Below are 22811 nucleotides of genomic sequence, written 5' to 3' on the forward strand. Positions count from 1 at the left end.
TCTGTCGGGTACCGACGTGTTCCGGAGATCGTTATGTTTGGCGGAATAACGAATGCTGTCAGGGAATACTCGAGAATGTTGTTGTCGCAAGCGTGGTTCAGGGGTTTTTGCGTGGTGTTGTTGGCCGCGGTATTGAGTGCGTGTGGCGGTGGTGGATCGGGCGGCTCGTCGGATGCGTCCACGTCGACCCCGCAAGCTGCACCGACCGTGAGTTTGAGCATTGAGTCGGTCAAGACTTTCCGGTTTGACTGGGCGGATGTGGCGGGTGCGACGGAGTACCGGTTGCTGGAAAATCCGGACGGCATGTCCGGGTTTACGCAGGCGGGCGAGGCGATCGAGCCGGGCACGGAGACGCTGGGGCTGACGGTGCCGCTGTATGCCCGGGTCAATGCGCAGTACATCCTGCAGGCCTGCAATGCCGGGGGATGTGTGGATTCGGACACGCTGTCGGTCAGTGGTCACCTGGTGTCGGGGATTGGCTACGTCAAGGCGAGCAATACCGATGCGGGTGATCTCTTTGGCGTTGCGGTCAGCTTGAGCGCGGATGGCACCACGCTGGCGGTTGGCGCCTATTTTGAGGACAGCGCAGCGAAAGGCGTGAATCAGGATCAGGACGACAACTCGGCCGATAACTCCGGTGCCGTGTATGTGTTCGCGCGCGAAGCCGGCACCTGGTCGCAGCAAGCCTATCTGAAGGCTTCGAATACGGACGCCGGTGATGGCTTTGGCTACGCGGTCAGTTTGAGTGCGGATGGCGCCACACTGGCGGTTAGCGCGATGGGTGAGGCCAGCGCTGCGCAGGGTGTGAATCAGGATCAGGACGACAACTCGGCCGACGACGCCGGTGCTGTCTACGTGTTTACCCGGGAATCCGGCACCTGGTCCCAGCAGGCTTACCTGAAAGCCAGCAATGCGGATGCCTCTGATGCCTTTGGCAACTCGGTCAGTCTGAGTGCGGGTGGCGCCACGCTGGCAGTTGGGGCCTTTCATGAGCGCAGTGCCGATCGCGGTGTGAACGCGGATGGGAGTGACAACTCGGCCGCCGAAGCGGGTGCCGCGTATGTGTTTGTCCGCGACGCTGGCAACTGGTCACAGCAGGCCTACCTGAAGCCCAGCAATATGGATGCCCATGATGCCTTCGGCGCGGCTGTCAGTTTGAGTGCGGATGGCAACACGCTGGCAGTTGGTGCGAATTGGGAAGAAGGCGGCATGACCGGCGTGAATGCTAATGAGAGCGACAATTCCGCTGACTCATCGGGCGCCGCGTACGTCTTTATCCGTGATAGCGACACATGGACCCAGCAGGCCTACCTGAAGGCGAGTAATACGGACGCCGATGACGAGTTTGGCGATGCGATCAGTTTGAGTGCGGATGGCGACACACTGGCGGTCGGGGCGAATCAAGAGGCCAGCGTCGCGACAGGCGTCGATAACGACCAGAACGATAACTCGGCCTACTATGCTGGCGCCGTGTACGTCTTTACCCGAGAAGCGGGCACCTGGTCGCAGCAGGTTTACCTGAAGGCGAGCAATACGGATGCGGGGGATTCCTTTGGCAGGGCGGTCAGCCTGAATTCGGATGGCACCACGCTGGCGGTGGGCGCGTATAGTGAAAGCAGCGCCGCGACGGGCGTGAATGACGACCAGAGCGATAACTCGGCAGGCGGAGCCGGTGCGGCTTATCTGTTCTGAGAATGGGGCCGGCCGCCGGTAGCGGCAGCCTGCTGGCAATGAGTCTGACTCGGGAATACTTTGGCCCTCACGCTGTGCGTTGAGGGCTTTTTTGTGGGCCATGCGTGGGCCCTGGCTGCTAGCTCCCCATGCGGCTTATACAGGCAGGTGCCAGCACCTTTACTCTTCCCGGAGATCATGGCGCGTTCGCCTGTGGTGAGATTCACGGCAAAGATGAAACGGTTACTGGAGGCGGCATTCACCACCAGCGCCCGATGGCGGTTGGCATCAACAATGATGGAAAGTGGGTCTATGATGTCATGACGATGTGTTGACTGCGCCAGTTCAATAACGTCGTATCGCTGGACAACAAAAACAGGGTGGCCGATCTCCGGGCCGCCAACCGCGAGATAAGGAGAACGTGATGTCATCAGCCGAAGCCTTCAAAGCCGCACGCCAGCAGTTGCTGGACCTGCGCGACGATTACGATCGCGCCTACGAGACCTTCAAATGGCCAGAGCTGGACCAGTTCAACTGGGCGCTGGACTGGTTTGATGATTACGCGAATGACAACGACAAGATAGCGCTCTGGCTGGTGGATGCCGACGGCACCGATCAACGCTACAGCTTCGAACAGATGCGGCAACGCTCCAACCAGGTGGCGAATTTCCTGCGCGGCAACGGCCTCGGTCGGGGCGATACGTTGCTGATCATGCTCGATAACGTCATCGAGCTCTGGGAGACCATGCTGGCGGCCATCAAGCTGGGTGCCGTGGTCATTCCTGCCAGTACGCTGCTGTCGCAAAAGGATCTCGGGGACCGTCTCGCGCGCGGCGGCGTCACCCACGTCCTCTCCGCCGACGACTATGTGCAGAAATTCGAGGGCGTGGCCGAGGGGCTGACCCGTATCGTGGCCGGTGAGGCCAGCGGACCCTGGATTGGCTACGACGCCTCGTATCAATCGCCTGTCACATTCCAGCCGGAGGGTGTGACCCTCGCTACGGACCCGATGCTGCTTTATTTCACGTCGGGCACGACGTCGCAGCCCAAGCTCGTGTTGCATACCCACCAGAGCTACCCCGTGGGTTCATTGTCCACAATGTACTGGCTTGGCCTGCAGCCGGACGACATCCATTTCAACATCAGTTCGCCGGGCTGGGCCAAGCATGCCTGGTCGAATCTGTTCGCGCCGTGGGACGCCGGCTGCACGGTATTCATTTACAGGCAGCCACGCTTTGATGCGCCTGCTACGTTGCAGGTCATTGCCGACAAGGGGGTGACCTCCCTGTGCGCGCCTCCGACGGTCTGGCGCATGCTGATTCAGGAGGATTTGTCAGCCTACGACGTCAAGCTCCGGAGTCTGGTGGGCGCAGGCGAGCCGCTCAACCCGGAAGTCATTGCACGGGTTGAGAAATACTGGGGGCTGAGAATCCGGGACGGCTACGGCCAGACAGAGACGACCGCTCAGATCGGTAACCCGCCGGCCCAGAAGATGAAGTCCGGCTCGATGGGCCGGCCATTGCCCGGTTACAAGATTGTCCTGCTCGATGCCGACGATAACGAGCAGGACGAAGGTGAGATTGCCATTGACGTGCGCCAGCAGCGTCCGCTTGGCCTGATGCAGGAATACCGCGACGACCCGGAGCGCATGGCAAAGGCGTTGCACGACGGCTTCTATCGCACCGGCGACGTGGCCAGCCGTGACGAGGATGGCTACTACTGGTACGTCGGCCGAGCGGACGATGTGTTCAAGAGCTCGGACTATCGGGTCAGTCCGTTCGAACTGGAATCCATCCTCATTGAACACGAATCCGTGGCCGAGGCGGCAGTCGTGCCGGCACCCGATGAGATGCGGCTGAGCGTGCCCAAAGCCTATGTCGTGTTGCGCCGCGGCTACGAGCCCAGCCCGGAGGCGGCCAAGGCCCTGTTCGAGTTCGCCCGCGAGCGCATGGCGCCGTACATGCGCATTCGGGAGCTGGAGTTCGCCGAGTTGCCCAAGACCATCTCCGGCAAGATCCGTCGTGTTGAGTTGCGGGCCCATGCCGCGAGCGGGGACCGCGGAGACTTTGCTTATACCGAAGCCGACTTCCCGGATTTGAAGGGCTGATCCGCGATCGTCAGGACCCCGTGTTCCCCTTCGGGAGAGGGGCCAGGGTCTGCGTTGGAAAGCCCTGCGTGACCTGGCGGCTCAGGACAGAACCTGGCCGCCGTCCACCACCAGCGTCTGGCCGGTCATCCACCGGGCCAGGTCGGACGCCAGGAAAAGCGCCACGTCGGCGACTTCCTCCGGCGTGCCCAGGCGCCCGAAGGGAATCCCCTTGCGAATACCCTCGTAGAGCTCCGGATTGTGCTGACGGGCCTGATCCCAGACGCCGCCCGGAAACTCGATCGAGCCCGGGGCAATGCCATTCACCCGCACTTTATGTGGGGCCATGGCCACCGCCAGGCTGCCGGTGTAGTGGGCGACGGCGGCCTTGATGGCCGCGTAGGGGGCGGTGCGTGTCGAAGCGTGCAGGGCGGCGATGGAGGCAATGTTGATGATCGTGCCCCCGCTTTCCTTCAGCGCAGGCAGGCAGGTATGACCGGCGCGTACCGTGCCCATCAGATCCACCTCCACGCTGCTCAGCCAGCCTTCCTCGTTGTCTTCCCGGCCGAACGCCGAGGCGCAATTGACCAGCACGTCCAGGCCGCCCAGCTCGTCCATGGCGCTTTTCAAATAACTCTCCAGCGAGGCTTTGTCGCCGATGTCGCAGGGAGCCACATGCAGTGCCAGCCCTTCGCCGGCCGCTTCTTTCGCCAGCGCATCCAGGGACGCCTGCCCGCGGGCACACACGGAAACGGTGGCGCCAGCGCGGGCAAATCCCAATGCGATAGCCCGCCCAATCCCTTTGCTGCCGCCAGCGACGATGACGCGCCGGCCTTGGAAATCAAACGTCATTGGTTGCTCCTGTTTTTCGTTCGGTTGGGTCTCGCCTCTGGGCGGACCAGCGGCTCGAATTTCCAGCTACTTTACGACAAACCGGTAGCCCCAGTGCGGCAGAATTCGCAAGGCTGAGGGATTTGGCTTCAACGTCGATCAGGATTTCACAGCCGCTGCGCGCCTTCGACGGGCCGGGGATGCCGAGGATTCCCGGGGCATCAGTGTGGGCAATGTGCGCTGGATAAGCTCGGCAGGTGGTTGAGGGGCCAGCAATAATTCCATAGCTTGCATGGCGATGTAGTCGAACGGCACCCGGACCGATGTCAGTGGTACCGGCAAGCGGCTTACCAGCGGGATGTCGTTGTAACCAACGAGCGACAGATCCTTCGGGATGACCAGCTTCAATCGATGGGCCGCTGACATGACGCCGATCGCCAGGTTATCGTTGACGGCAAAGATGGCACTTGGACGATCCGTCCCTGACAGCAGCTGCATCCCGGCCTCTTCGCCGGATTCTATCCCGAACCCGGACTCGCAGATCCACGCTTCGCGACAGGGCAGGCCGGCCTCTTCCAGGGCGCGCCGATAACCCCGTTGCCGGTCACGGGCACTGGAGGTAAAGCTGGGACCTGCCACCAAGCCGATCTCCCGGTGGCCCAAATCAATCAGGTGGCGAGTCGCGAGATAACCGCCCTGTTCGTCGTCGCCCAGGGAAGAGCGACTGACACCGTCGGTCCTCAGAACCAGGGCGTGGGCAATATCCTGCTGGCGGAGCTGACTGGGCAGTTCGTCATCCAGTCGGCTGGTCGCCAGAATAAGACCGTCGACCCTTCGACCCAGCAACGATTCCGCCGCTTTCTTCTCTTCCTCTGGATCGTCGCCGCTGCTGGCCACAATCGTAAAGTAGCTCATGCGATGCGCAGCCCGGGAGATGGCTTCATACATCAATGCCATCACGGTATCGCTCAGGCGAGGCACCAGCACGCCGATGGTCCCGGTGCCGCCCCTGCGTAAGCTGGACGCGACGATGTCACGCCGGTAGCCCAGTTCCCTGGCGACCTGCCGGACCCGTTCTGCCGATTTGCTGCGAGACGGAGGGAAGCGTTCGTCCAGTACCCGCGACACGGTCGAAATGCTAACGCCGGCCGCCTTGGCCACATCGTGCATGGACACCGGTTTGTCAGCAGTCCTGCGACTAACGGCTGGTTTCTGCGGCGATTTATTGGGCATGACGTCCTTGATCGTTGGGCTTCAGATGGGAATTGAGTGTAATGGCGGCCCTGCGGCCCGGCAACTGTGGAAGCGGTGAACCGATCCGGATTGCCGGGCTGTCGCGTTGCCCCGAGAGAGGCGGTTTTCATTGGGATGAGCGTCCTGATCAGAATTTATGGCACCCACGCCTGATTTTTATTTCTTTATCGATCAACCACTTTGGTGATTTCTGCCGGATTCGGTGACTTCGCTTTCTGGAAATTCCGGCCATTCGGTTTGACAGCTCAAAGAGGTGAGGCATATATTGTGAAAACGTTTGCAGAAACGATTGCATGAACGTTTTCAAATTGAGCCGATCTTTTGAGGTGAACAAGATGAACAATATTGATCTGAAAGGCTTGGTGCCTGCGCCCGTAACCCCGTTTACCCGCGATGGTGAAGTCGACCATGACGCGATTCAGCGTCTGGGCCGCTGGTTAGGGGGTATCGATGGGGTGAAGGGACTGGTGGTTTTGGGGCATGCCGGTGAAGGAACCTTCCTGACATCCGACGAGCAGACCGCCGTTATCGAGAGTTTTGCGGAATCCGTCAGTGGGTCTATTCCCATCATTGCGGGTATCACCGGTGAAGGAACCCATGTGGCGGCGAAAGAAGCGCAGCGGGCGGTCAAGGCCGGAGCCTCAGCCGGTCTGCTTTATCCTTCCCACGGTTGGTTGCGGTTCGGCTACCAGAAGGGGGCGCCCCAGGACCGGTATCGCGCGATCCATGAGGAAAGTGGCTTACCGCTGATCCTGTTCCAGTATCCGGATGTGACCAAGGCCACCTACGATCTTGAAACCCAGCTTGAAATTGCCGCCCAGCCGGGCGTGTTTGCCATGAAGAATGGCGTACGCAATATGCGCCGCTGGGACACTGAGATCCCTGTGATCCGTCGTGAGAATCCCGAGCTGCAGGTACTGACCTGTCACGACGAGTACCTGCTGCACACGATGTTTGATGTGGATGGTGCTCTGGTGGGCTATGGCGGTATCGCGCCGGAGCCCCTGATCGAGCTCATCGCGGCCGGAAAGGCGCGGGATTACGAAGCAGCCCGCGTTATCCATGACCGCCTGATGCCGGTGACCAAGAGCGTCTATCACCGCGGTTCCCATATGGAAGGTACCGTGGCGCTGAAACATGCCCTGGTTGCGCGCGGCATCCTGGATCATGCCACCGTGCGGTCGCCATTGCTGCCGCTGGCCGACGGGGCCGACCAGGAAATTGCCGACGCCCTGCGCTCTGCCGGGTTGGTCTAGAGGCGGGTTACGCCGTGTCCTGCGCCTTTGCGGCGGGACACGGCGAATCCGGAACGCGCATGTTGCAGTGAGAAAGAGGCATCAACAAGACTCAGGCCCAAACGTCATCAACCGGATTCGGGGCACCTGCCTGACGGCCAAGACCGGCATTCGGGACGCGACATGACGTGACTGCTGTATTGCATACAACAACAATTTGCGCCAGATACAGGAGAACACCATGAAAACCTCGCCGGAAGAGAGCGTGGCAACCACGCTTGCGGAAAACAAGATGGCCGGACCGCCCAAAAATAGACTGGGGTTGACCATTCCCCAGTCCCTCGCCCTGATTGGCCCTGCTTTCGTGGCCGGTGCGTGGCGATTTGGCCCCGGCGCCCTGACGTCTGCGGTTCAGGCCGGCAGTCAGTTTGGCTATGCCCTGTTATGGGTGCTGGTGGTATCGACCATCCTGATGTTTATCTTCAACGACATGGCGGTCCGTATTGGGCTGGCTACCGATGACTCCCTTGTCCAGACCACCAAGCGGACGCTGGGTCGGCCCGTAGGGGTGCTGGCTGGGTTTGCCGTGTTCGGTATTACCCTGATGTTCGCGGTGGGTAACGCAGTGGGCTCCGGCCTTGCATTGAAAATGCTGTTCGGCGGCTCGATGGTGGGGTGGACCCTGGCCTGCACTGTGGCCGTCGCCATACTGATTGCCCTGCCCAACACCTATAAAATAATGGAACGTCTGCTCGTTGCCCTGATCGGGTTGATGTCTGTGGGGTTCCTGGCATCTGCCGTGCTCACGGATCCGGACTGGTCTCTTGCGGCGTCCGGTTTTATTCCCCGGATTCCGCCGGAAGCGGGTTTCCTGCTGATCGCCATCGTGGGGACGAATTTCTCGATTAATTCGGCGTTCTACACCGGCTATGCCATCCGCGAGCGGGGGCTGAAGCCATCTCAATATCGCAGCATTACCCTGGCCGACACCATTCCCGGTAACGTGGCGACCGGCGTGATGGCCATGTTGATCATTATCGTCTCTGCCGCCGTGTTCAATGCCTCCGGTGTTGTGGTGCATACCTTCCCGCAGTTGGCCCAGGTCCTGGAGCCGGTTGCCGGTAAAATCGGCTCGGTCCTGTTCGGGATGGGCTTTTTTGCGGCGGCCTTCTCGTCCATGGCGGCCAACGCCTCCGCGGGTGGCACCCTGTTGGCTGATGGTCTGGGATGGGACAACACGCTGTCTTCGCCCCGGGTCAAGGCGCTGGTCTACGTGATACTGGCCTGGGGGGCGGCGGTGACCATTCTGGCCAAAGGTTCCCCGATACAGCTCATCATCGTGGCCCAAGCCATGACGGTGCTGGCGGCACCCTTCCTTGGCATTCTGCTGTTTGTCCTGTCATCGCGCCGCGATGTCGTTGGCAAGCTCTGTAATCGCCCCTGGCAGAAAGTGCTGGGACTGATCGGGCTGATTGCCATCTTCTCGCTCTCTATTCGCTTGATCGTGAAGCTCTTCAGTTAACCGAAGCGGCCTGCTTCCAGGCGGGCCGGCTCTCCGTTTAGCAAAAACAGATCACAACAAGAATCAGAGGTTTCTATGACTATTAATCGGTTTGCATGCCGCGCGGCGGCTGCAATGGCTTCGCTCGGCCTGGTGATGACCACCCAGGCTGCCCACGCCCTGAATTTGGGGGAACTGAACACCGAGGCTTCTTTGTACGGCTACGCCAAACTGGACATGCTGTATGACATCGGCGATGTCGACGGCGGTAGCCAGGGTGTCGGAGACAGCATCAAATTCTCGAATATTGCTGTTGATGGACAGCAAAGCCGCAGTGGTTTTTCCAATCTCACGGCCAACGAATCCCGTCTTGGACTGAAGACCACGACGGACACCGACAAAGGCGATCTGACAACGGTGATCGAAGGGGACTTCTGGGGCGGCGCGTTTCGTCTCCGGCAGGCCTACGGGCGCTGGAACGGTATTACCGCCGGCCAGACCTGGAGTAACTTCCACACCTTCGTGGGCACGACGGAAACCCTGGATTTCACCGGTCCGATCGGTCGCGACTCGGTGCTGCGCCAGGCCCAGTTGCGATACAGCACCGGTGACCTTCATGTAGCCCTGGAAGATCCCAGCGGCGCCTCATCCGGCAAGTCGTTCACCGGGGGCTATACCGGAACAGCAAACGGTCAGTCCATTGCCGGCCTGGATGTCGACCGCAAGGACTCGCTGCCGGATCTCTCCATTCGGTATGAGACCCGCTATGGCGACTGGCGTTTCTCATCGGCTGCCCTCGTTCGAGAGGTCGGGTTCGACGATGGTACGCATAGCGACTCGGCATTAGGGTGGGGCGGCTTCGTTGCTGGCAGCTATCCGGTGACCTCATCCCTGGTGGTGCGCGGACAGCTTACCGGTGGTGAGGGGATCGGCGGCTACATGAAAGGCAACCCGGCTCCGGCGGCCTATCGCATTGGCGATACCCTGCACGCGCTGCCCGCGTGGGGCGGGACGCTGGGTGCCACCCTGAAGGTCGGCCCCGGAGCGTTCAATGTCGCATACTCCTACACCCATACGGATTGGGGCGACGCCATCGATGATGGGTTGGTGGTGGTTAATAACGACGCCAGCGACAGTTTCGTCAACGCCTATGACGAGACTTACCAACTGATCCATCTCAACTATCTGTGGCATCCCGTCGAGCAGGTGACATACGGGATCGAGATCGCCCACGCCCAGCGTAAGACGGTGGACGGTCGGGACGGCGCGATTACCCGGCTTCAGGGCAGTGCGATCTATAAGTTCTAGAGAAAATACGGAGTGTTTGTTGAGGTGGTGCTTGCCCGCGCAATGCGGGCTTTTTTGAATCCTGAAGGATGAAAGCGGCCTTGGGTTCAGCACCATCGGCTGATCACTCGAGCCGAGACGGTCTGCCATTTATCGGCCTGGCCGGGTGAGGCCTGCACTGCCAGGCTAACTTCCTTCAGGCCCAGTCACCCAGTCACCCAGCCACCTCTTCTTGGCCTTTTCCACCAGATCCCGGGCGTCGTGGTTCCAGGGGTGGAAGTTGCGGCTGTAGAACCGGAAGTAGGAGGGCAGCAACTTGCGGAATACGCCGGGTTTGCCCCACATGTAATTCACGGCGCCCAACCAGGATTTCACGTTGCCCAACTGGCCATCTTCCTTCATCAATTGCACCACGTGCAGGGTGCTGAACAGCGGGAACATGATGCTGACCTGCATCATCTCCGTCACCCGGACAAACTCGCTGCCGCCAATGGCCTTGTAAACGTCAAAGGCGACGGCCTTGTGCTCGGATTCCTCGATGGCATGCCAGGCCCAGATGGGGGCCATGCGCGGATCCATCTGGTCCAGGGCGTCGTACTTGAGCAGGAATTCCTCGGCCATCAGGGCGGTGAAGTGCTCCACCGCCACGGTGTGGGCCAGCTGGCGTTCCGGGCTCAGGTTCTTGCGCATCCAGTTCATGAAGGCCTGGATTTCCCGGTCCAGCCGGGCCAGGTTCACGCCACGCTCCTGCAGGAAGCCGTTCATCAGGTCGTGCTCCCGGGAGTGGTGCGCCTCCTGGCCGATAAAGCCTTTCACGGCCTTTTTCAGATCCGGGTCGGTGATGCGGTCCTGGTAGTGGCGCACTGAATCAATGAAGAAGCGCTCCCCCGCCGGGAAGCTGGCGGACAGGGCTGCCAGCAACAGGGTTTTTACCGGGTCGTTGTCCCACCAGTAGCGGGGCACGCTGTCGCCACTGCCGGCAAAGTCGAAACCGGGACGGCGGACCTTGGGAATCTGGACCTTGGGCGATGTGGGCGCGGGGTGCTGGGAATCGGCCTGGCGTTTATCGGCGGTTTTCTTGAGGGGTGGGGGAACCACGGCATTCATATCGGTGCTCCTTTCTCAAGCCCGGTAACGGGTTGTCACTCAATATGGCCTCTACGGTACTGGTGAATGCCCGGTCAGCGTGAGATTCTGCACGGACATTGTGCTTATCATTGGTGGCCAAGTGACGGCTAACACTCTGTTAACGCAGACCAAGGAACAGATGGCCGCTCTGCCGGCCTGGGCGCGCCAGCGCAATCAGGCGTCCACGTATCCCCGGGCGTTTCTGGATGTCGCCAACGCCTACGGGGTGGCCCGGGAGGATCTGCTGGCGCTGGCGGGAGTATCGGCGGAACGGGTGGATGATCCCGGCGGCAAGGTGTCGCTGCAGGATGTCTGGTGCATCGCCGCGGCGGTAGTGGTGCTGACTGGCGACGAGTCGCTGGGTTTTGCCACCGGCGACCGCATGCCCCTCACCGCTCATGGCAGTCTGGGATATGCGCTGTTGTGTGCCGGCACGCCCCGGGAAGCCATCCGCATTCTCGAGCGTTTCTGGCATCTGCGTGGGCGCGGAGCGCTGTTATCTGTGGACGAACGCGATGATGGCGGGTTTCTGGAGCTGATGCCGGAATTCGCTGTGCCGGCCCGGGTCAACCAGGTGATGTTCAGCTCCATGCTGACCAGTGTCTACCGTGGTATGGCGTTCCTGCTGCCGGGCATGCCGGTGACCGTGTCGATCTGGTTACGTGGCCCCCAACCGGCCGGCTTTGAACGCTGGCAGTCCCGTTTGCCGGCAGTACGTTTCAACATGCCGCGGGCGGGTCTTTCCCTGCTGGGTGATACCCGCGTGCTGGACCAGCCCCAGCCCACCGCAGACCCGGAGGCGCTGAGCGCAGCGCTCCTGCAGTGTGAGCGGGAAAGTGCCCTCACCGACGAAGCCGACAACACGTTGCGCAGCACCCGCGCGGCCCTGGTACCAGGGCTGGCGGGTTATCCATCGCCGGAGGATCTGGCCGAGACCCTGCATATGACCCCGCGCACCCTACGCCGCCGTTTGCACGAACAGGGTTACAGCTATCGGCAACTGCTGGAGGAAGCGCGCCGGCGCGACAGCTGCCAGCTGTTGCAGGACCCGGAACTGGAAATTCGCCGGATCGGTGAAACCCTGGGTTATCTCAACCCGGCCAATTTTACCCGGGCCTTCAAGGGCTGGACCGGGTTGTCGCCGCGGGAATGGCGCAAGCGATACGCGGGAGGTTGAGTGGGTTGCCTGTTCAGCCAAGTGGGTTCGTCAGACACGGCGCTGTCGGTTCAGGTGGGCTATGGGGTGTTTATAGTACTGGCGCACGTCGCCTGGTTCTCATTGCTCAGTTGATTGATGGTGACCCGGGGGATGCAGCGGCGCCTGCAGTCGTTCGGGCGTTTGCTTGATAAGGTCGTTGGTGCCTGCCTTGTTGGGCTGGGGATACGCATGGCGGTGGGTGGCTGAGGGAGCAACGTGATTAACGGGTTAGAAAGAGCCGTCTCGCCCGCTCCACTTCAAATGAACAGGACCCGGGCAGGGGCCCAAAAGTATCGGCTCACATATAATGTCGCTCAAACTATGGACTCTTCATGCCGAAAGTATGCGAGCGCATATTTTTTGGGGTAGGCGTGTCTCCACTAGCCTTTAAAATATCTGATCGCATATAAAATTGACAAATGGTCGTCTTTAGCCGAAAAATATATTAGTTCTAATATTTTTTTGGTGGCTGCTGTGAAGGTAAACATCTCAAGTGTTAAAGAAGCTGGCATGCTTGTCCGCGCCGTCCGTAAGAGTGAACGAGTTCGGATGGATGACTTGGCCGGGGCTGCGGGGGTTGGTTATGTCTTTGTGAGTGACGCCGAACGCGGAAAAGAGACGATTCAATTCGGTCGATTCCTCCGGCTCCTGGATGAACTTGGCATTCGGATGGAGTTTGATGTGCCCGAATCGGCCATGCCCATCTACCGTAAGCTACAGGAAAAAGGTCGGAAGGCGCCGGCCATCGAAGAGAAAGGGCCGGCCAGCAGGTCCGGTATATGAGACAGCTCAACGTTTTCTTCAATACGTTTTTGGTGGGCATCCTTAAGGAAGAGAACGACCTATGGCAGTTCCAATACGCAGAGGCGTGGTGCGACTACCCCGACGCATTTGATCTCTCTCCGGCTCTCCAGAGGACCCAGGGGCTCATAAGGGATGGTGCTTCGGATCGGCCGGTCCAGTGGTATTTTGATAATCTCCTGCCTGAAGAAAGGCTGCGGGATATTGTGGCCAGGGAAGCCAATATTCCCTGGGAAGATTCATTTGGCCTGTTATCGCACTACGGTGCTGAATCCGCCGGGGCTTTGGTCCTCTTACCGCCGGATGTGGATAACGCCCTGCCAACCGGCAAAAATCGGTTGACCTACGAGGCGCTCAGTCAGCGCATTCGATCCTTGCCCCAGGCTTCGCTTCAGAGGGATTCACCTAAGCGGATGTCGTTGGCGGGCGCGCAGCACAAGATGCTCGTCCTAGTTGAGGGTGAGGCCATCTACGAGCCTGAGGCGGGTACGCCTTCCACTCACATTCTCAAACCCGATCATCCTGATCAGGATGGATACCCTGCCTCCGTCTTGAATGAGTATTTCACCATGCGTTTGGCGGGGGATTTGGGCCTTGATGTGCCCCCCGTTAAACTGCTTTGCGTGCCGGAACCGGTATATATTGTCGAGCGCTTTGATCGGCAGAGGGGAGCGCAAGAATCAATAGAACGGGTTCACGTCATCGATACGTGCCAACTCCTGAACCGTGCTCGCACATTCAAGTACAGTGGAGCGAAGATCGAGTCTCTGCAGCGCTCAATATCACGATGCCGTTCAAAAGTTGCCGCGCGCAGGAATGTCTCCCGATGGCTCATTTTCAACGTATTAACCGGCAACAGCGATAACCATCTCAAGAACCTTTCCTATATCGTGGATCAGGAAGGAATCAGGCTTGCTCCAGGGTATGACCTGTTGGCAACTTCGGTCTATGACACTCCCTCGATCGCCGACGACCGGGCTCGATGGCCAAATACAGAGCTCGCACTCCAAATCAGCGCCGCTCACCGCACATTTGCGCAAATAACGCGAGAAGACGTATTGGATGCGGGCGAGACCATAGGATTGGCCCGCAAAACAGTCGAAAGAGAACTGGATCGGCAACTGGATGCTGTTTTACCCAGCGCAGATCGACTTTTGGAAGAGATTGAAGCTGAATATAGCCATTTGGCGACACAGTCGCCGGATCCCGAGATGGCTCGCAGGCACTGGGGCATACAGGAAAAAGTTCTGCGTAGTATCCGTCACATTATTATTAAGGACATGCACGGGCGGTTAAGTTGAGCCATTCATGAACGCTCCTTTCAAGCTGCGTCCCTACCAACAGGAAGCCGTCGACGCCACGTTGCGGCATTTCCGCCAATCCGACGAGTCGGCCGTGATCGTGCTGCCCACCGGTGCGGGGAAGAGCCTGGTCATTGCCGAGTTAGCGCGCCTCGCCAAACGCAAGATTCTGGTGCTGACCCACGTCAAGGAGCTGGTGGAGCAGAATCACGCCAAATACGAGAGCTATGGGTTAACGGGCGGCATCTTCTCGGCCGGGTTGAAGCGCAAGGAAAGCCGCCATCAGGTGACGTTTGCCAGTGTGCAGTCGGTGGCGGCGAACCTGGATGAGTTTCGGGATGAGTATTCGTTGGTCATCATCGATGAGTGCCATCGGGTCAGCGGTGAGGACACCAGTCAGTATCAGCGGATCATCGAGCTGCTGCGGCAACAGAATGATGCCCTCAAAGTGCTTGGGCTGACCGCCACACCTTATCGTCTGGCAATGGGCTGGATCTATCGCTATCACTACCGGGGCTTTGTCCGAGGCTCTGGTGAGGAACAGGAAAAGCCCTTCCAGCATTGCATCTACGAACTGCCTTTACGTTTCATGATCAACCGGGGGTATCTCACCAAACCCGAGCTAGTGAACGCGGCGGTGGCGCAATACGATTTCTCCGCGCTGCCCCAGGACCGCTTTGGCGAATACGCCGAGAAGGACGTCAACCAGCTGCTGAGCAAGCACCGGCGGGTGACCCGGGCCATCATCGAGCAGGTGATGGAGCTGGCCGACCAGCGCCAGGGTGTGATGATCTTTGCGGCCACGGTGGATCACGCGCGGGAGATCACCGGCTACCTGCCGGAACACCAGACCGCCCTGGTGACCGGCGCCACCGATATGGCCGAGCGGGCGTCGCTGATCCAGCGCTTCAAGCAACGCCAGTTGAAGTACCTGGTGAACGTCTCCGTGCTGACCACGGGCTTTGATGCGCCTCATGTGGATTTCATCGCCATTCTTCGCCCGACTCAGTCCGTGAGCCTGTACCAGCAGATCGTGGGCCGCGGTCTGCGACTGGATGAGGGGAAGCAGGATTGTCTGGTGATCGATTACGCGGGTAACCACGTGAACCTGCATCACCCGGAGGTGGGCGAGCCAAAACCGAACCCCGACAGCGAGCCGGTGCAGGTCTTCTGCCCGGGCTGTGGCTTCGCCAACATTTTCTGGGGAAAAACGGACGATGACGGCCATGTGATTGAGCATTACGGCCGCCGTTGCCAGGGCCTGATTGAGCCTGCGCAAGAGGAGGGCGCTGCAACGCAGAGTGAGCGCCCGCAACAGTGCGATTACCGTTTCCGTTTCAAGGAGTGCCCCCACTGCGGTGGCGAGAACGATATCGCGGCCCGCAAATGCCATCAGTGCCAGAAGGCGATCATCGACCCGGATGATCAGCTCCGGGATGCCCTGAAACTCAAGGATGCCATGGTGATCCGCTGCGCCGGGATCACGCTGAATGCTCAGGATAGCAACAATGAGAGCAAACTGAAGATCACCTATCACGGTGAAGACGGGGAGGAGCTCAGCGAGTCGTTCGATTTCAGCAAGGCGCCACAGCGCCATGTCTTCAACAAACTTTTCGGCCGTCGTTTCGCGAACGGTCAAGCGCCGAGAACGTTCAGCCGCGCCGATGAGGTGCTTGAAATGCAAGCCTTGTTGTCAGCACCGGATTTCGTCATCGCCCGTCATCAAAAGCGCTACTGGCAGGTGCAGGAGCGGATCTTTGATTATCGGGGGAGCTATCGGAAGGCGAATGAGGTGTGAGGTCTCCAGCCGGGGATGTCTGCAAATTTAAATCGATCTAACCCGGGCGTTTTGAGTTGGCTTTGTAAGTCAGTTTCCAGGGAACGGTGTTAAAGGGAGAGCTATGAAAGGAGTTCAGAATAGTGTCGAAGAGGACCCCAAAACGCGGGCGATGTTGTTAACGATCATTCTGACCGTGCTCGAAAGTTTCTATATTTATGTGCTCTTGGGCACGATGAATGAGAATAATGCAGTGGTGGTTGCAGTCAGCTTTATCGCCTTCGCACTTGGCACGTACAACGTACTCGCGTTTTTTCTACACCTGGAAACCATAACTGTGGGTGGGAGAGAAGAAAGCCAAAGCGATCGTTATGTTGGGTTAGCCATCGGTGCCGCTTTTGTTTTTGCCAGCGTGATGATCCCAGTTTCCAATTAACGGAAGTTGTGGGCATGAAATTTTGATATGAATAGAGGAAGCACGAAAGGTCGGTTTCATAAAGCGGGGCATTTCGAACAATTATTTCCTACTTAGCATATGATGGAGGTTTGACGTTGGCGAATCGGCCAACGGTTAACTGGGAGAGCATGATGAGCAAGAAGCCCGAAAAAGCGACCTTAACGAGCGCCATGATCGAGGAGCAGACGGCGGCTTTTTTGAAGTCCGGCGGGAAGGTTGAGCAAGTCGACAAGGGTAAAAGTGGGCGATTCGATGCGAAAGGAACAAAGCAGATTGATCTGAAGGCAAACTGATCATCGCAAGGTCAGTCGATGCATTGAACCCGAGCCGGGCACGATAACCCTCCCTGGCCTTTCCAGTCACGACGTTCGGCGTGGACCTGATCGGGCTGTTTTTTGCCCGATGGCCCTCCCTCTGGCCTAGGGGCTTTTAATGTAGAAAATGTTCTTGTCCCGGACGCTCATCTCGAAAAGTTCACTGGCCCGGATGAGGTCGCTCAGCTTTTTGTATCCGTAGTTCACCGGGGAGAAGGAGCTGTTGTTGGAAATGTACTGCCCCACCTTGCCGAGATGCGCCCAGCCATCGTCATCCGCCGTCTGCTCTACGGCGGTTCTGAGCGTCCGCACCAGGACGGAGTCACCCCGGAGTTGATTGCGCCCCCACTTGGTTTCCACGGTTGATTTGGGAAGACCGTCGACGTTGACGTGATCGGGTTCCTCGCTGTCTTCGCGCAAATTCTCCGTGTAGATGAATTGCGAGCAGGCGTTGACGAAAGGCATCGGCGTTTTGCGCTCTCCGAAGCCAAACACCGGCAGCCCGGCCTCGAGAATGCGCATCACCAGCGGCGTAAAATCGGAGTCGCTGGTCATCAAGGCGAAGGCATCGACGTTACCGCTGTAGAGCAGGTCCATGGCGTCGATGATCATCGAGGCGTCTGTGGCGTTTTTGCCGGATGTGTAGGCAAATTGCTGAACCGGCCGAATGGCGTTGGCGTGCAGCTTGTCGATCCAGCCACCCAGTTGCGGTCCGTTCCAGTTTCCATGGGCATGGCGTACGTTCACCGCGCCGTATTTGGCCAGCTCTTGAAGCACCCCTTCGATGGACTGATGGCTGACGTTGTCACAGTCGATCAGGAGGGCAATTTTGTAGTTATTGTTCATAGTCCCTGAGCGTTCCTTTTCTCGGATGGTGTGAGAGCATCGTACCACGCGTGAAAACCGCGCTGTCGTCCTGAAAGCGGCGAATTCGCGATATATTCCGATTACCCGCGTTTCCCCTGGAAGGCACGACTCTTTTGCATTCCCATGGAGAATGCCATGACCGGATGCGCTGATTTAAACGTGTGAGGGGACTGAGGATTGTAATGACTGCCACCTCGGCAGGGCCAAGGTGGCAGGATGCTTCCAGCGACCTCAGCCGCAGGCCTTCTCCAGCGCCTGGGTGACGTCGGCAATAATGTCATCCACATGTTCAATGCCGATCGACAGTCGCACCAGATCTTCGCTCACGCCGGCACTGGCCAGCTCCTCGGGGTTGAGCTGGCGGTGGGTGGTGCTGGCCGGGTGGCAGGCCAGGGATTTGGCATCGCCGATGTTGACCAGCCGGTAGATCAGTTGCAGGGCATCGATGAAGCGTGCGCCGGCGTCACGGCCGCCCTTGATGCCGAAGCTGAGGATGCCTGAGGCGCGTCCGCCGCAAATCTTCTGGCAGGTGGCGTGGTAGGGGCTCTTGGTCAGACCGGCGTAGTTGACCCACTCCACGTTGGGGTGCTGCTCCAGGTATTCCGCCACCTTCTGGGCGTTTTCACAGTGCCGCTCCATGCGCAGGGCCAGGGTTTCCAGCCCCTGCATGATCAGGAACGAGTTGAACGGTGACAGCGCGGCGCCGGTGTTCCGAAGCGGCACCACCCGGCAGCGGCCAATAAACGCGGCGGCACCCAACGCCTCGGTGTAGACCACGCCATGGTAGGACGGATCCGGCTCGTTGAGCATCGGGAACTTGTCTTTGTGGGCGGCCCAGTCGAACTGGCCCGAATCCACCACGACACCGGCCACGGTAGTGCCGTGACCGCCGATGTACTTGGTCAGGGAGTGGACGACAATGTCCGCGCCATGTTCGAAGGGCCGACACAGGAAGGGTGTCGCCACAGTGTTGTCGACGATCAGCGGGATGCCGTGTTTGTGGGCAATCTCAGCCCAGCGCTGGATATCCACGATGTTGCCCGCCGGGTTGCCGATGGATTCGCAGAACAGGGCCCGGGTGTTGTCGTCGATCGCTTTTTCCACCGCGTCGAAATCATCATGCGGGGCGAATCGGGTCTCGATGCCCTGGTTCGGCAGCGAGTGGGCGAACAGGTTGTAGGTGCCGCCGTAGAGCTGGCTGGTGCTGACGATGTTGTTGCCCACTTTGCAGATGGTTTGCAGGGCGTAGGTGATCGCCGCCATCCCGGACGCCACGGCCAGCGCGCCCACACCCCCTTCGAGTTGGGCCAGTCGCTCTTCCAGCACCCCGTTGGTAGGGTTCATGATGCGCGTATAGATGTTGCCCTGGACCTTCAGATCGAACAGGTCGGCACCATGCTGGGTGTCGTCGAACGTGTAGGAGGTGGTCTGGTAGATCGGGGTGGTGGCCGCGTGAGTGGTTGGATCGCCGCTGAAGCCGGCGTGCAGGGCAAGGGTTTCAGGTTTCATCTTGTCTTCCTTTTTTCTTGGTTTGAGGCATTCCTGATCGTTGGCATGGGGCAGTATGGCACGGTCCCGATGATGTTCTGAAAAGCTGGATCGTTTCTGTGATCAAGATTCTGATAACACCGGGACGGTGGCAGAACGGGCGCTTAGCCTGGCTCGAAAACACGCTTCCCGGTCAGCCGTGCCGCAGGTTTTACCCCCCTAAATCGCCCGCCGCAGATAACGCCGATACCGTGGCCGCCAAAAGTTCTTTTCAATGGCCCGGTGAATGGTGTCATCGTCGGAGCGCAAGGCAAAACCCTCTTCCTGTGCCTGCTTGGCCACATCGAAAGCAATCACTCGACTGATGTCCTGGATGCTGGCCAGGCTGGGCAACAGTTGTTCGCCGGTTTGCTGGACGATGGGGGCCTGTTTCGCCAAGGCATTGGCCGCGGCCATCAACATGGCGTCGGTCACCCGGGTGGCGCCGGCGGCAACGACGCCGAGGCCCAGGCCAGGGAAGATATAGGCGTTGTTGCATTGGGCGATGGGGTGGCTGTGGCCGTTCAGCTTCACCGGCTTGAACGGGCTGCCGGTGGCGACCAGCGCTTCGCCATGGGTCCATGCCAGGATGTCGTCGGGTGTGGCCTCGACCCGGGAGGTGGGGTTGGACAGCGGCATCACCAGGGGCTTCGCACAGTTCGCATGCATCGTCTTGATCACGTCTTCACTGAACAGGCCACGTTGACCGGAGACGCCAATCAGCACGGTGGGCCTGGCTTCCTTCACCACGTCGATCAGCTCTCGCCCTGACCAGTCCCTGATTCGCTCCGGATGCTGGGCCAGGGCGGACTGGAAGTCCTGCAGGCCGGTCATATCAGTGGTCAGCAGTCCGTCACGGTCGACCATGTAGACCCGTTGCCGCGCTTCACGTTCCGACACGCCTTCGTCCGTCATGGCGACGATGATCTGTTCGGCGATGCCGCAGCCGGCGGATCCGGCGCCCAGAAAGACAACCGTCTGGTCGCTGAGTTTCTCGTCCTTCGTTTTGCACGCGGCCAGCAATGTGGCCAGGCATACCGCTGCGGTACCCTGGATGTCGTCGTTGAAGCAGCAGGCTTCGTCGCGGTATTGCTTCAGCAGGCGCATGGCGTTGGTCTGCGCAAAATCCTCGAACTGCACCAGGGCCTTGGGCCAGCGGCGCTGCACCGCTGTCATGAAGGCGGACACGAAATCGTCGTATTCCTTCTGGCCGATGCGCTTGTGACGCCACCCCATGTACATCGGGTCGTCGAGCAGCGCCTGGTTGTTGGTGCCCACATCCAGGACGATGGGCAGCGTGTTGGCCGGGCTGATCCCACCGCAGGCGGTATACAGCGACAGCTTCCCGATGGGGATGCCCATGCCACCGATGCCCTGGTCGCCCAGGCCCAGGATGCGTTCGCCGTCGGTCACCACGATGACTTTCACGTTGTCCTTGGTGGCGCTGCGCAGCAGGTAATCCATGTGCTCCCGATCGGGATAGGACACGAAGAGGCCGCGGTGGTTGCGGTAGATGTTGGAGAACTCCTCGCACGCTTCACCTACGGTCGGGGTGTAGATAATCGGAAGCATCTCTTCCAGGTGATCTTCCAGCAGGTGGAAGAAAAGCGTTTCGTTGTCGTCCTGGATCGCGCGCAGGGTGACATGCCGGTCGAGATCGGTCTGGCATAATTCGTACTGTTTGTAGGCTCGCTCTGCCTGTTCCCCGATGGTTTCGACGTTATTGGGCAGCAGGCCGATCAGGTTGAAATCCCGACGCTCCTGTTGCGTGAACGCGCTGCCTTTGTTCAGCAACGGCATCTCCAGGAGGGAGGGGCCGGCGTAGGGAATGTACAGGGGGCGTTTTTCGTGTTTGCTCACAATCACCTCGTCGATCGATCGGGCTATGAAGAAACCAGACAATGGCGATCTGGCTCATCGCCAAATTCAGTTTATCAAGCGTAGCTGATGTCGCCCTCAGCCGCTGCTGGAGTCGGCTACGGAAGGTGTCGGAGCGACCTTCCAGAATGGGGCAAGAAATGCGCAGCGCCCACGGCATGGAAGACGCGACCGCACTGTGATCACCCAGGGCTTGATCTCCCTGAAATGGAAGTGGCATCCCGGTATAGAATCTATAAGCTCCCTAGAAACGGATCCCGAACCGGGCTTCATCACAAGCATAAGCGCGCCCATGTCCAGAACTGAACGCCTCTTCGACATCCTCCAGATTCTTCGCCGCCATCGCCGGCCGGTGAGTGGTGCCGTGTTGGCGGGGGAAACCAGAATCTCCCTGCGCACACTCTATCGGGATATCGCCACCCTGCAATCCATGGGGGCGGAGATCGAGGGTGAACCGGGAATGGGCTATGTCCTGAGGCCGGGCTTCCTGTTGCCGCCGCTGATGTTCTCGCCTCAGGAGATCGAGGCCCTGGCGCTGGGCCTCAAATGGGCCGGGCAGCGCACCGACGGGCCCATGGGGCGGGCTGCGCGGGACGCCATGGCAAAGATCGGGGCGGTGTTGCCAGCGGAACTGCGCTTTCGCTTTGAGGACGATGCTCTGGTGGTTGTCCCCAACTGGCAGCCGCGGGAGCGGGAAGACCTGCCCTTGATCCGTCAGGCCCTGAGTGAGGAGCGCAAGCTGGCCCTCGACTATGCCGATCAGAAAGGGGCGAGGACAGAACGGGTGGTGTGGCCGGTGAACGTGGGTTTCTTCGATTCCACCCGGGTGTTGACGGCCTGGTGTGAACTGCGCAACGCCTACCGCCACTTCCGCATTGATCGCATCCTCGGGGCCAGTATGCTGCCCGAGAGAACGCCCAAGCGCCGTCATCAAATGGTGAAGGAATGGCGGAAAACGCTGCTGACAAAAACTGACAGTGGTGAGCGTTAGAGTCTCCTGACACCCACCAAGTGGAAGGAGAACACCATGAGCAAGGAATTGATTTTCTACACCAATCCCCAGTCACGCGGTAACACGGTGCAATGGATGCTGGAGGAAGTGGGCCAGCCCTACGAGACCCGGGTTATGGCGTTCGACACCACCATGAAAGCTCCCGATTATCTGGCCATCAATCCCATGGGAAAGGTGCCCGCCATCCGCCACGGCGATGTGGTGGTGACCGAAGCGGCGGCGATCTGCGCCTATCTGGCCGACGCCTTCCCCGAGGCCGGCCTGGCGCCGGCACCGGCTGATCGTGGCAACTATTACCGCTGGTTGTTCTTCACCGCCGCCTGCGCCGAACCGGCCATGTCCAATCACGCCGCCGGCTGGAAAGTCGATACGGCCGAGATGCAGCGACAGTTTGGCTATGGGTCGTTCGAGATGACTTATGACGCACTGGCAGACTGGCTGGACGGACGCTCCTGGGTCGCGGGTGATCGCTTCAGTGCCGCGGATGTCTATGTGGCTTCGTTGCTAAACTTCGGGATGGCTTTCAGCGTGATTCCGCGCAGGCCGGAATTCGAGGCCTACGTTACCCCGCTGCTGGAGCGTCCCGCCAAAAAACGGGCCGATGCGAGAATTTCCGAGCTGATGGCCGAGTCTGATCCGGCAGTCATATAGAGGCACCGGGCCACTGTCTCAGTGGCCCAGCGCCA

At 59.7% G+C, this 22811-nt stretch carries 20 protein-coding genes; 13 read left to right on the plus strand and 7 right to left on the minus strand.

All coding sequences use genetic code 11. The features are described 5' to 3' along the window. Positions 1–207 precede the first annotated feature (207 nt). Positions 208–1692 carry an FG-GAP repeat protein gene (locus tag J3364_RS14510; protein WP_349559034.1) on the plus strand — a complete coding sequence of 495 codons (1485 nt, stop codon included), beginning with the start codon at positions 208–210 and terminating at the stop codon, positions 1690–1692. On the opposite strand, the gene J3364_RS14515 is transcribed toward J3364_RS14510, so the two are convergent. Beyond that, positions 1680–2102 (minus strand): hypothetical protein, encoded by a 423-nt coding sequence (locus tag J3364_RS14515; protein ID WP_349559035.1) that lies wholly within the window; start codon positions 2100–2102, stop codon positions 1680–1682. The genes J3364_RS14510 and J3364_RS14515 overlap by 13 nt on opposite strands. On the opposite strand from J3364_RS14515, the gene J3364_RS14520 reads away from it, so the two are divergent. Next, a complete protein-coding gene (locus J3364_RS14520) occupies positions 2096–3778 on the plus strand; it encodes an AMP-binding protein (protein WP_349559036.1) in 1683 nt (560 codons plus the stop codon). The two genes, J3364_RS14515 and J3364_RS14520, sit on opposite strands and share 7 nt — an antisense overlap. Before the next feature lie 81 nt (positions 3779–3859). Here the strand turns inward: J3364_RS14520 and J3364_RS14525 are convergent, their stop codons facing one another. Both J3364_RS14525 and J3364_RS14530 read right to left on the minus strand, forming a co-directional pair. Then, positions 3860–4609: an SDR family NAD(P)-dependent oxidoreductase gene (locus J3364_RS14525; RefSeq protein WP_349559037.1), complete on the minus strand. Its 750-nt coding sequence runs from the start codon at positions 4607–4609 to the stop codon at positions 3860–3862. Between the two features lie 138 nt (positions 4610–4747). Then, positions 4748–5758, minus strand: a complete 1011-nt coding sequence (locus J3364_RS14530; RefSeq protein WP_349559154.1) for a LacI family DNA-binding transcriptional regulator — start codon at positions 5756–5758, stop codon at positions 4748–4750. Positions 5759–6177: 419 nt separating this feature from the next. Between J3364_RS14530 and J3364_RS14535 the strand changes: the two genes are divergently transcribed. The 3 genes from J3364_RS14535 (at position 6178) to J3364_RS14545 (ending at position 9886) form a co-directional block, all read left to right on the plus strand. Further along, entirely contained in the window at positions 6178–7098 is a 921-nt protein-coding gene (locus tag J3364_RS14535; protein WP_349559038.1) for a dihydrodipicolinate synthase family protein, read from the plus strand. A gap of 220 nt (positions 7099–7318) precedes the next feature. Next, positions 7319–8599, plus strand: coding sequence for an Nramp family divalent metal transporter (locus J3364_RS14540; RefSeq protein ID WP_349559039.1), 1281 nt, complete (start codon positions 7319–7321; stop codon positions 8597–8599). Positions 8600–8713: 114 nt separating this feature from the next. Beyond that, positions 8714–9886, plus strand: coding sequence for a DcaP family trimeric outer membrane transporter (locus tag J3364_RS14545; RefSeq protein ID WP_349559040.1), 1173 nt, complete (start codon positions 8714–8716; stop codon positions 9884–9886). A 165-nt stretch (positions 9887–10051) separates the two neighbouring features. Here the strand turns inward: J3364_RS14545 and J3364_RS14550 are convergent, their stop codons facing one another. After that, a complete protein-coding gene (locus J3364_RS14550) occupies positions 10052–10972 on the minus strand; it encodes a metal-dependent hydrolase (protein ID WP_349559041.1) in 921 nt (306 codons plus the stop codon). 121 nt (positions 10973–11093) lie between these two features. Here J3364_RS14550 and J3364_RS14555 point away from each other — a divergent pair, with 121 nt between their 5' ends. From J3364_RS14555 to J3364_RS14580, 6 genes are all read left to right on the plus strand, one after another. Then, complete coding sequence (locus J3364_RS14555; RefSeq protein ID WP_349559042.1) at positions 11094–12170, plus strand: AraC family transcriptional regulator; 1077 nt, start codon at positions 11094–11096, stop codon at positions 12168–12170. Positions 12171–12665: 495 nt separating this feature from the next. Then, positions 12666–12974: a helix-turn-helix domain-containing protein gene (locus J3364_RS14560; protein WP_328797787.1), complete on the plus strand. Its 309-nt coding sequence runs from the start codon at positions 12666–12668 to the stop codon at positions 12972–12974. Next, the gene (locus J3364_RS14565; RefSeq protein ID WP_349559043.1) at positions 12971–14293 is read left to right on the plus strand and encodes a HipA domain-containing protein; all 1323 of its coding nucleotides are present in this window, start codon (positions 12971–12973) and stop codon (positions 14291–14293) included. The genes J3364_RS14560 and J3364_RS14565 overlap by 4 nt, the downstream gene beginning before the upstream one ends. Positions 14294–14300: 7 nt before the next feature. After that, positions 14301–16091, plus strand: a complete 1791-nt coding sequence (gene radD, locus J3364_RS14570) for a DNA repair helicase RadD (RefSeq protein WP_349559044.1) — start codon at positions 14301–14303, stop codon at positions 16089–16091. Between the two features lie 103 nt (positions 16092–16194). Beyond that, the gene (locus tag J3364_RS14575; RefSeq protein ID WP_349559045.1) at positions 16195–16506 is read left to right on the plus strand and encodes a hypothetical protein; all 312 of its coding nucleotides are present in this window, start codon (positions 16195–16197) and stop codon (positions 16504–16506) included. A 152-nt stretch (positions 16507–16658) separates the two neighbouring features. Continuing rightward, entirely contained in the window at positions 16659–16820 is a 162-nt protein-coding gene (locus J3364_RS14580; protein ID WP_349559046.1) for a PFL_1563 family small protein, read from the plus strand. 126 nt (positions 16821–16946) lie between these two features. On the opposite strand, the gene J3364_RS14585 is transcribed toward J3364_RS14580, so the two are convergent. The 3 genes from J3364_RS14585 to J3364_RS14595 form a co-directional block, all read right to left on the minus strand. Continuing rightward, positions 16947–17687: an NYN domain-containing protein gene (locus tag J3364_RS14585; protein ID WP_349559047.1), complete on the minus strand. Its 741-nt coding sequence runs from the start codon at positions 17685–17687 to the stop codon at positions 16947–16949. 252 nt (positions 17688–17939) lie between these two features. Then, positions 17940–19217, minus strand: coding sequence for a bifunctional O-acetylhomoserine aminocarboxypropyltransferase/cysteine synthase (locus J3364_RS14590; protein ID WP_349559048.1), 1278 nt, complete (start codon positions 19215–19217; stop codon positions 17940–17942). A 198-nt stretch (positions 19218–19415) separates the two neighbouring features. Beyond that, entirely contained in the window at positions 19416–21101 is a 1686-nt protein-coding gene (locus J3364_RS14595) for an NAD-dependent malic enzyme (protein WP_502882520.1), read from the minus strand. Positions 21102–21405: 304 nt separating this feature from the next. Between J3364_RS14595 and J3364_RS14600 the strand changes: the two genes are divergently transcribed. Together J3364_RS14600 and J3364_RS14605 are read left to right on the plus strand one after the other, a co-directional pair. Then, complete coding sequence (locus tag J3364_RS14600) at positions 21406–22104, plus strand: helix-turn-helix transcriptional regulator (protein WP_349559050.1); 699 nt, start codon at positions 21406–21408, stop codon at positions 22102–22104. A gap of 36 nt (positions 22105–22140) precedes the next feature. Then, positions 22141–22776 carry a glutathione S-transferase family protein gene (locus tag J3364_RS14605; protein ID WP_349559051.1) on the plus strand — a complete coding sequence of 212 codons (636 nt, stop codon included), beginning with the start codon at positions 22141–22143 and terminating at the stop codon, positions 22774–22776. The last annotated feature ends 35 nt before the right edge of the window (positions 22777–22811 follow it).

The organism is Marinobacter sp. NFXS9, from assembly GCF_040148665.1.
GTDB lineage: Bacteria > Pseudomonadota > Gammaproteobacteria > Pseudomonadales > Oleiphilaceae > Marinobacter_A > Marinobacter_A mangrovi.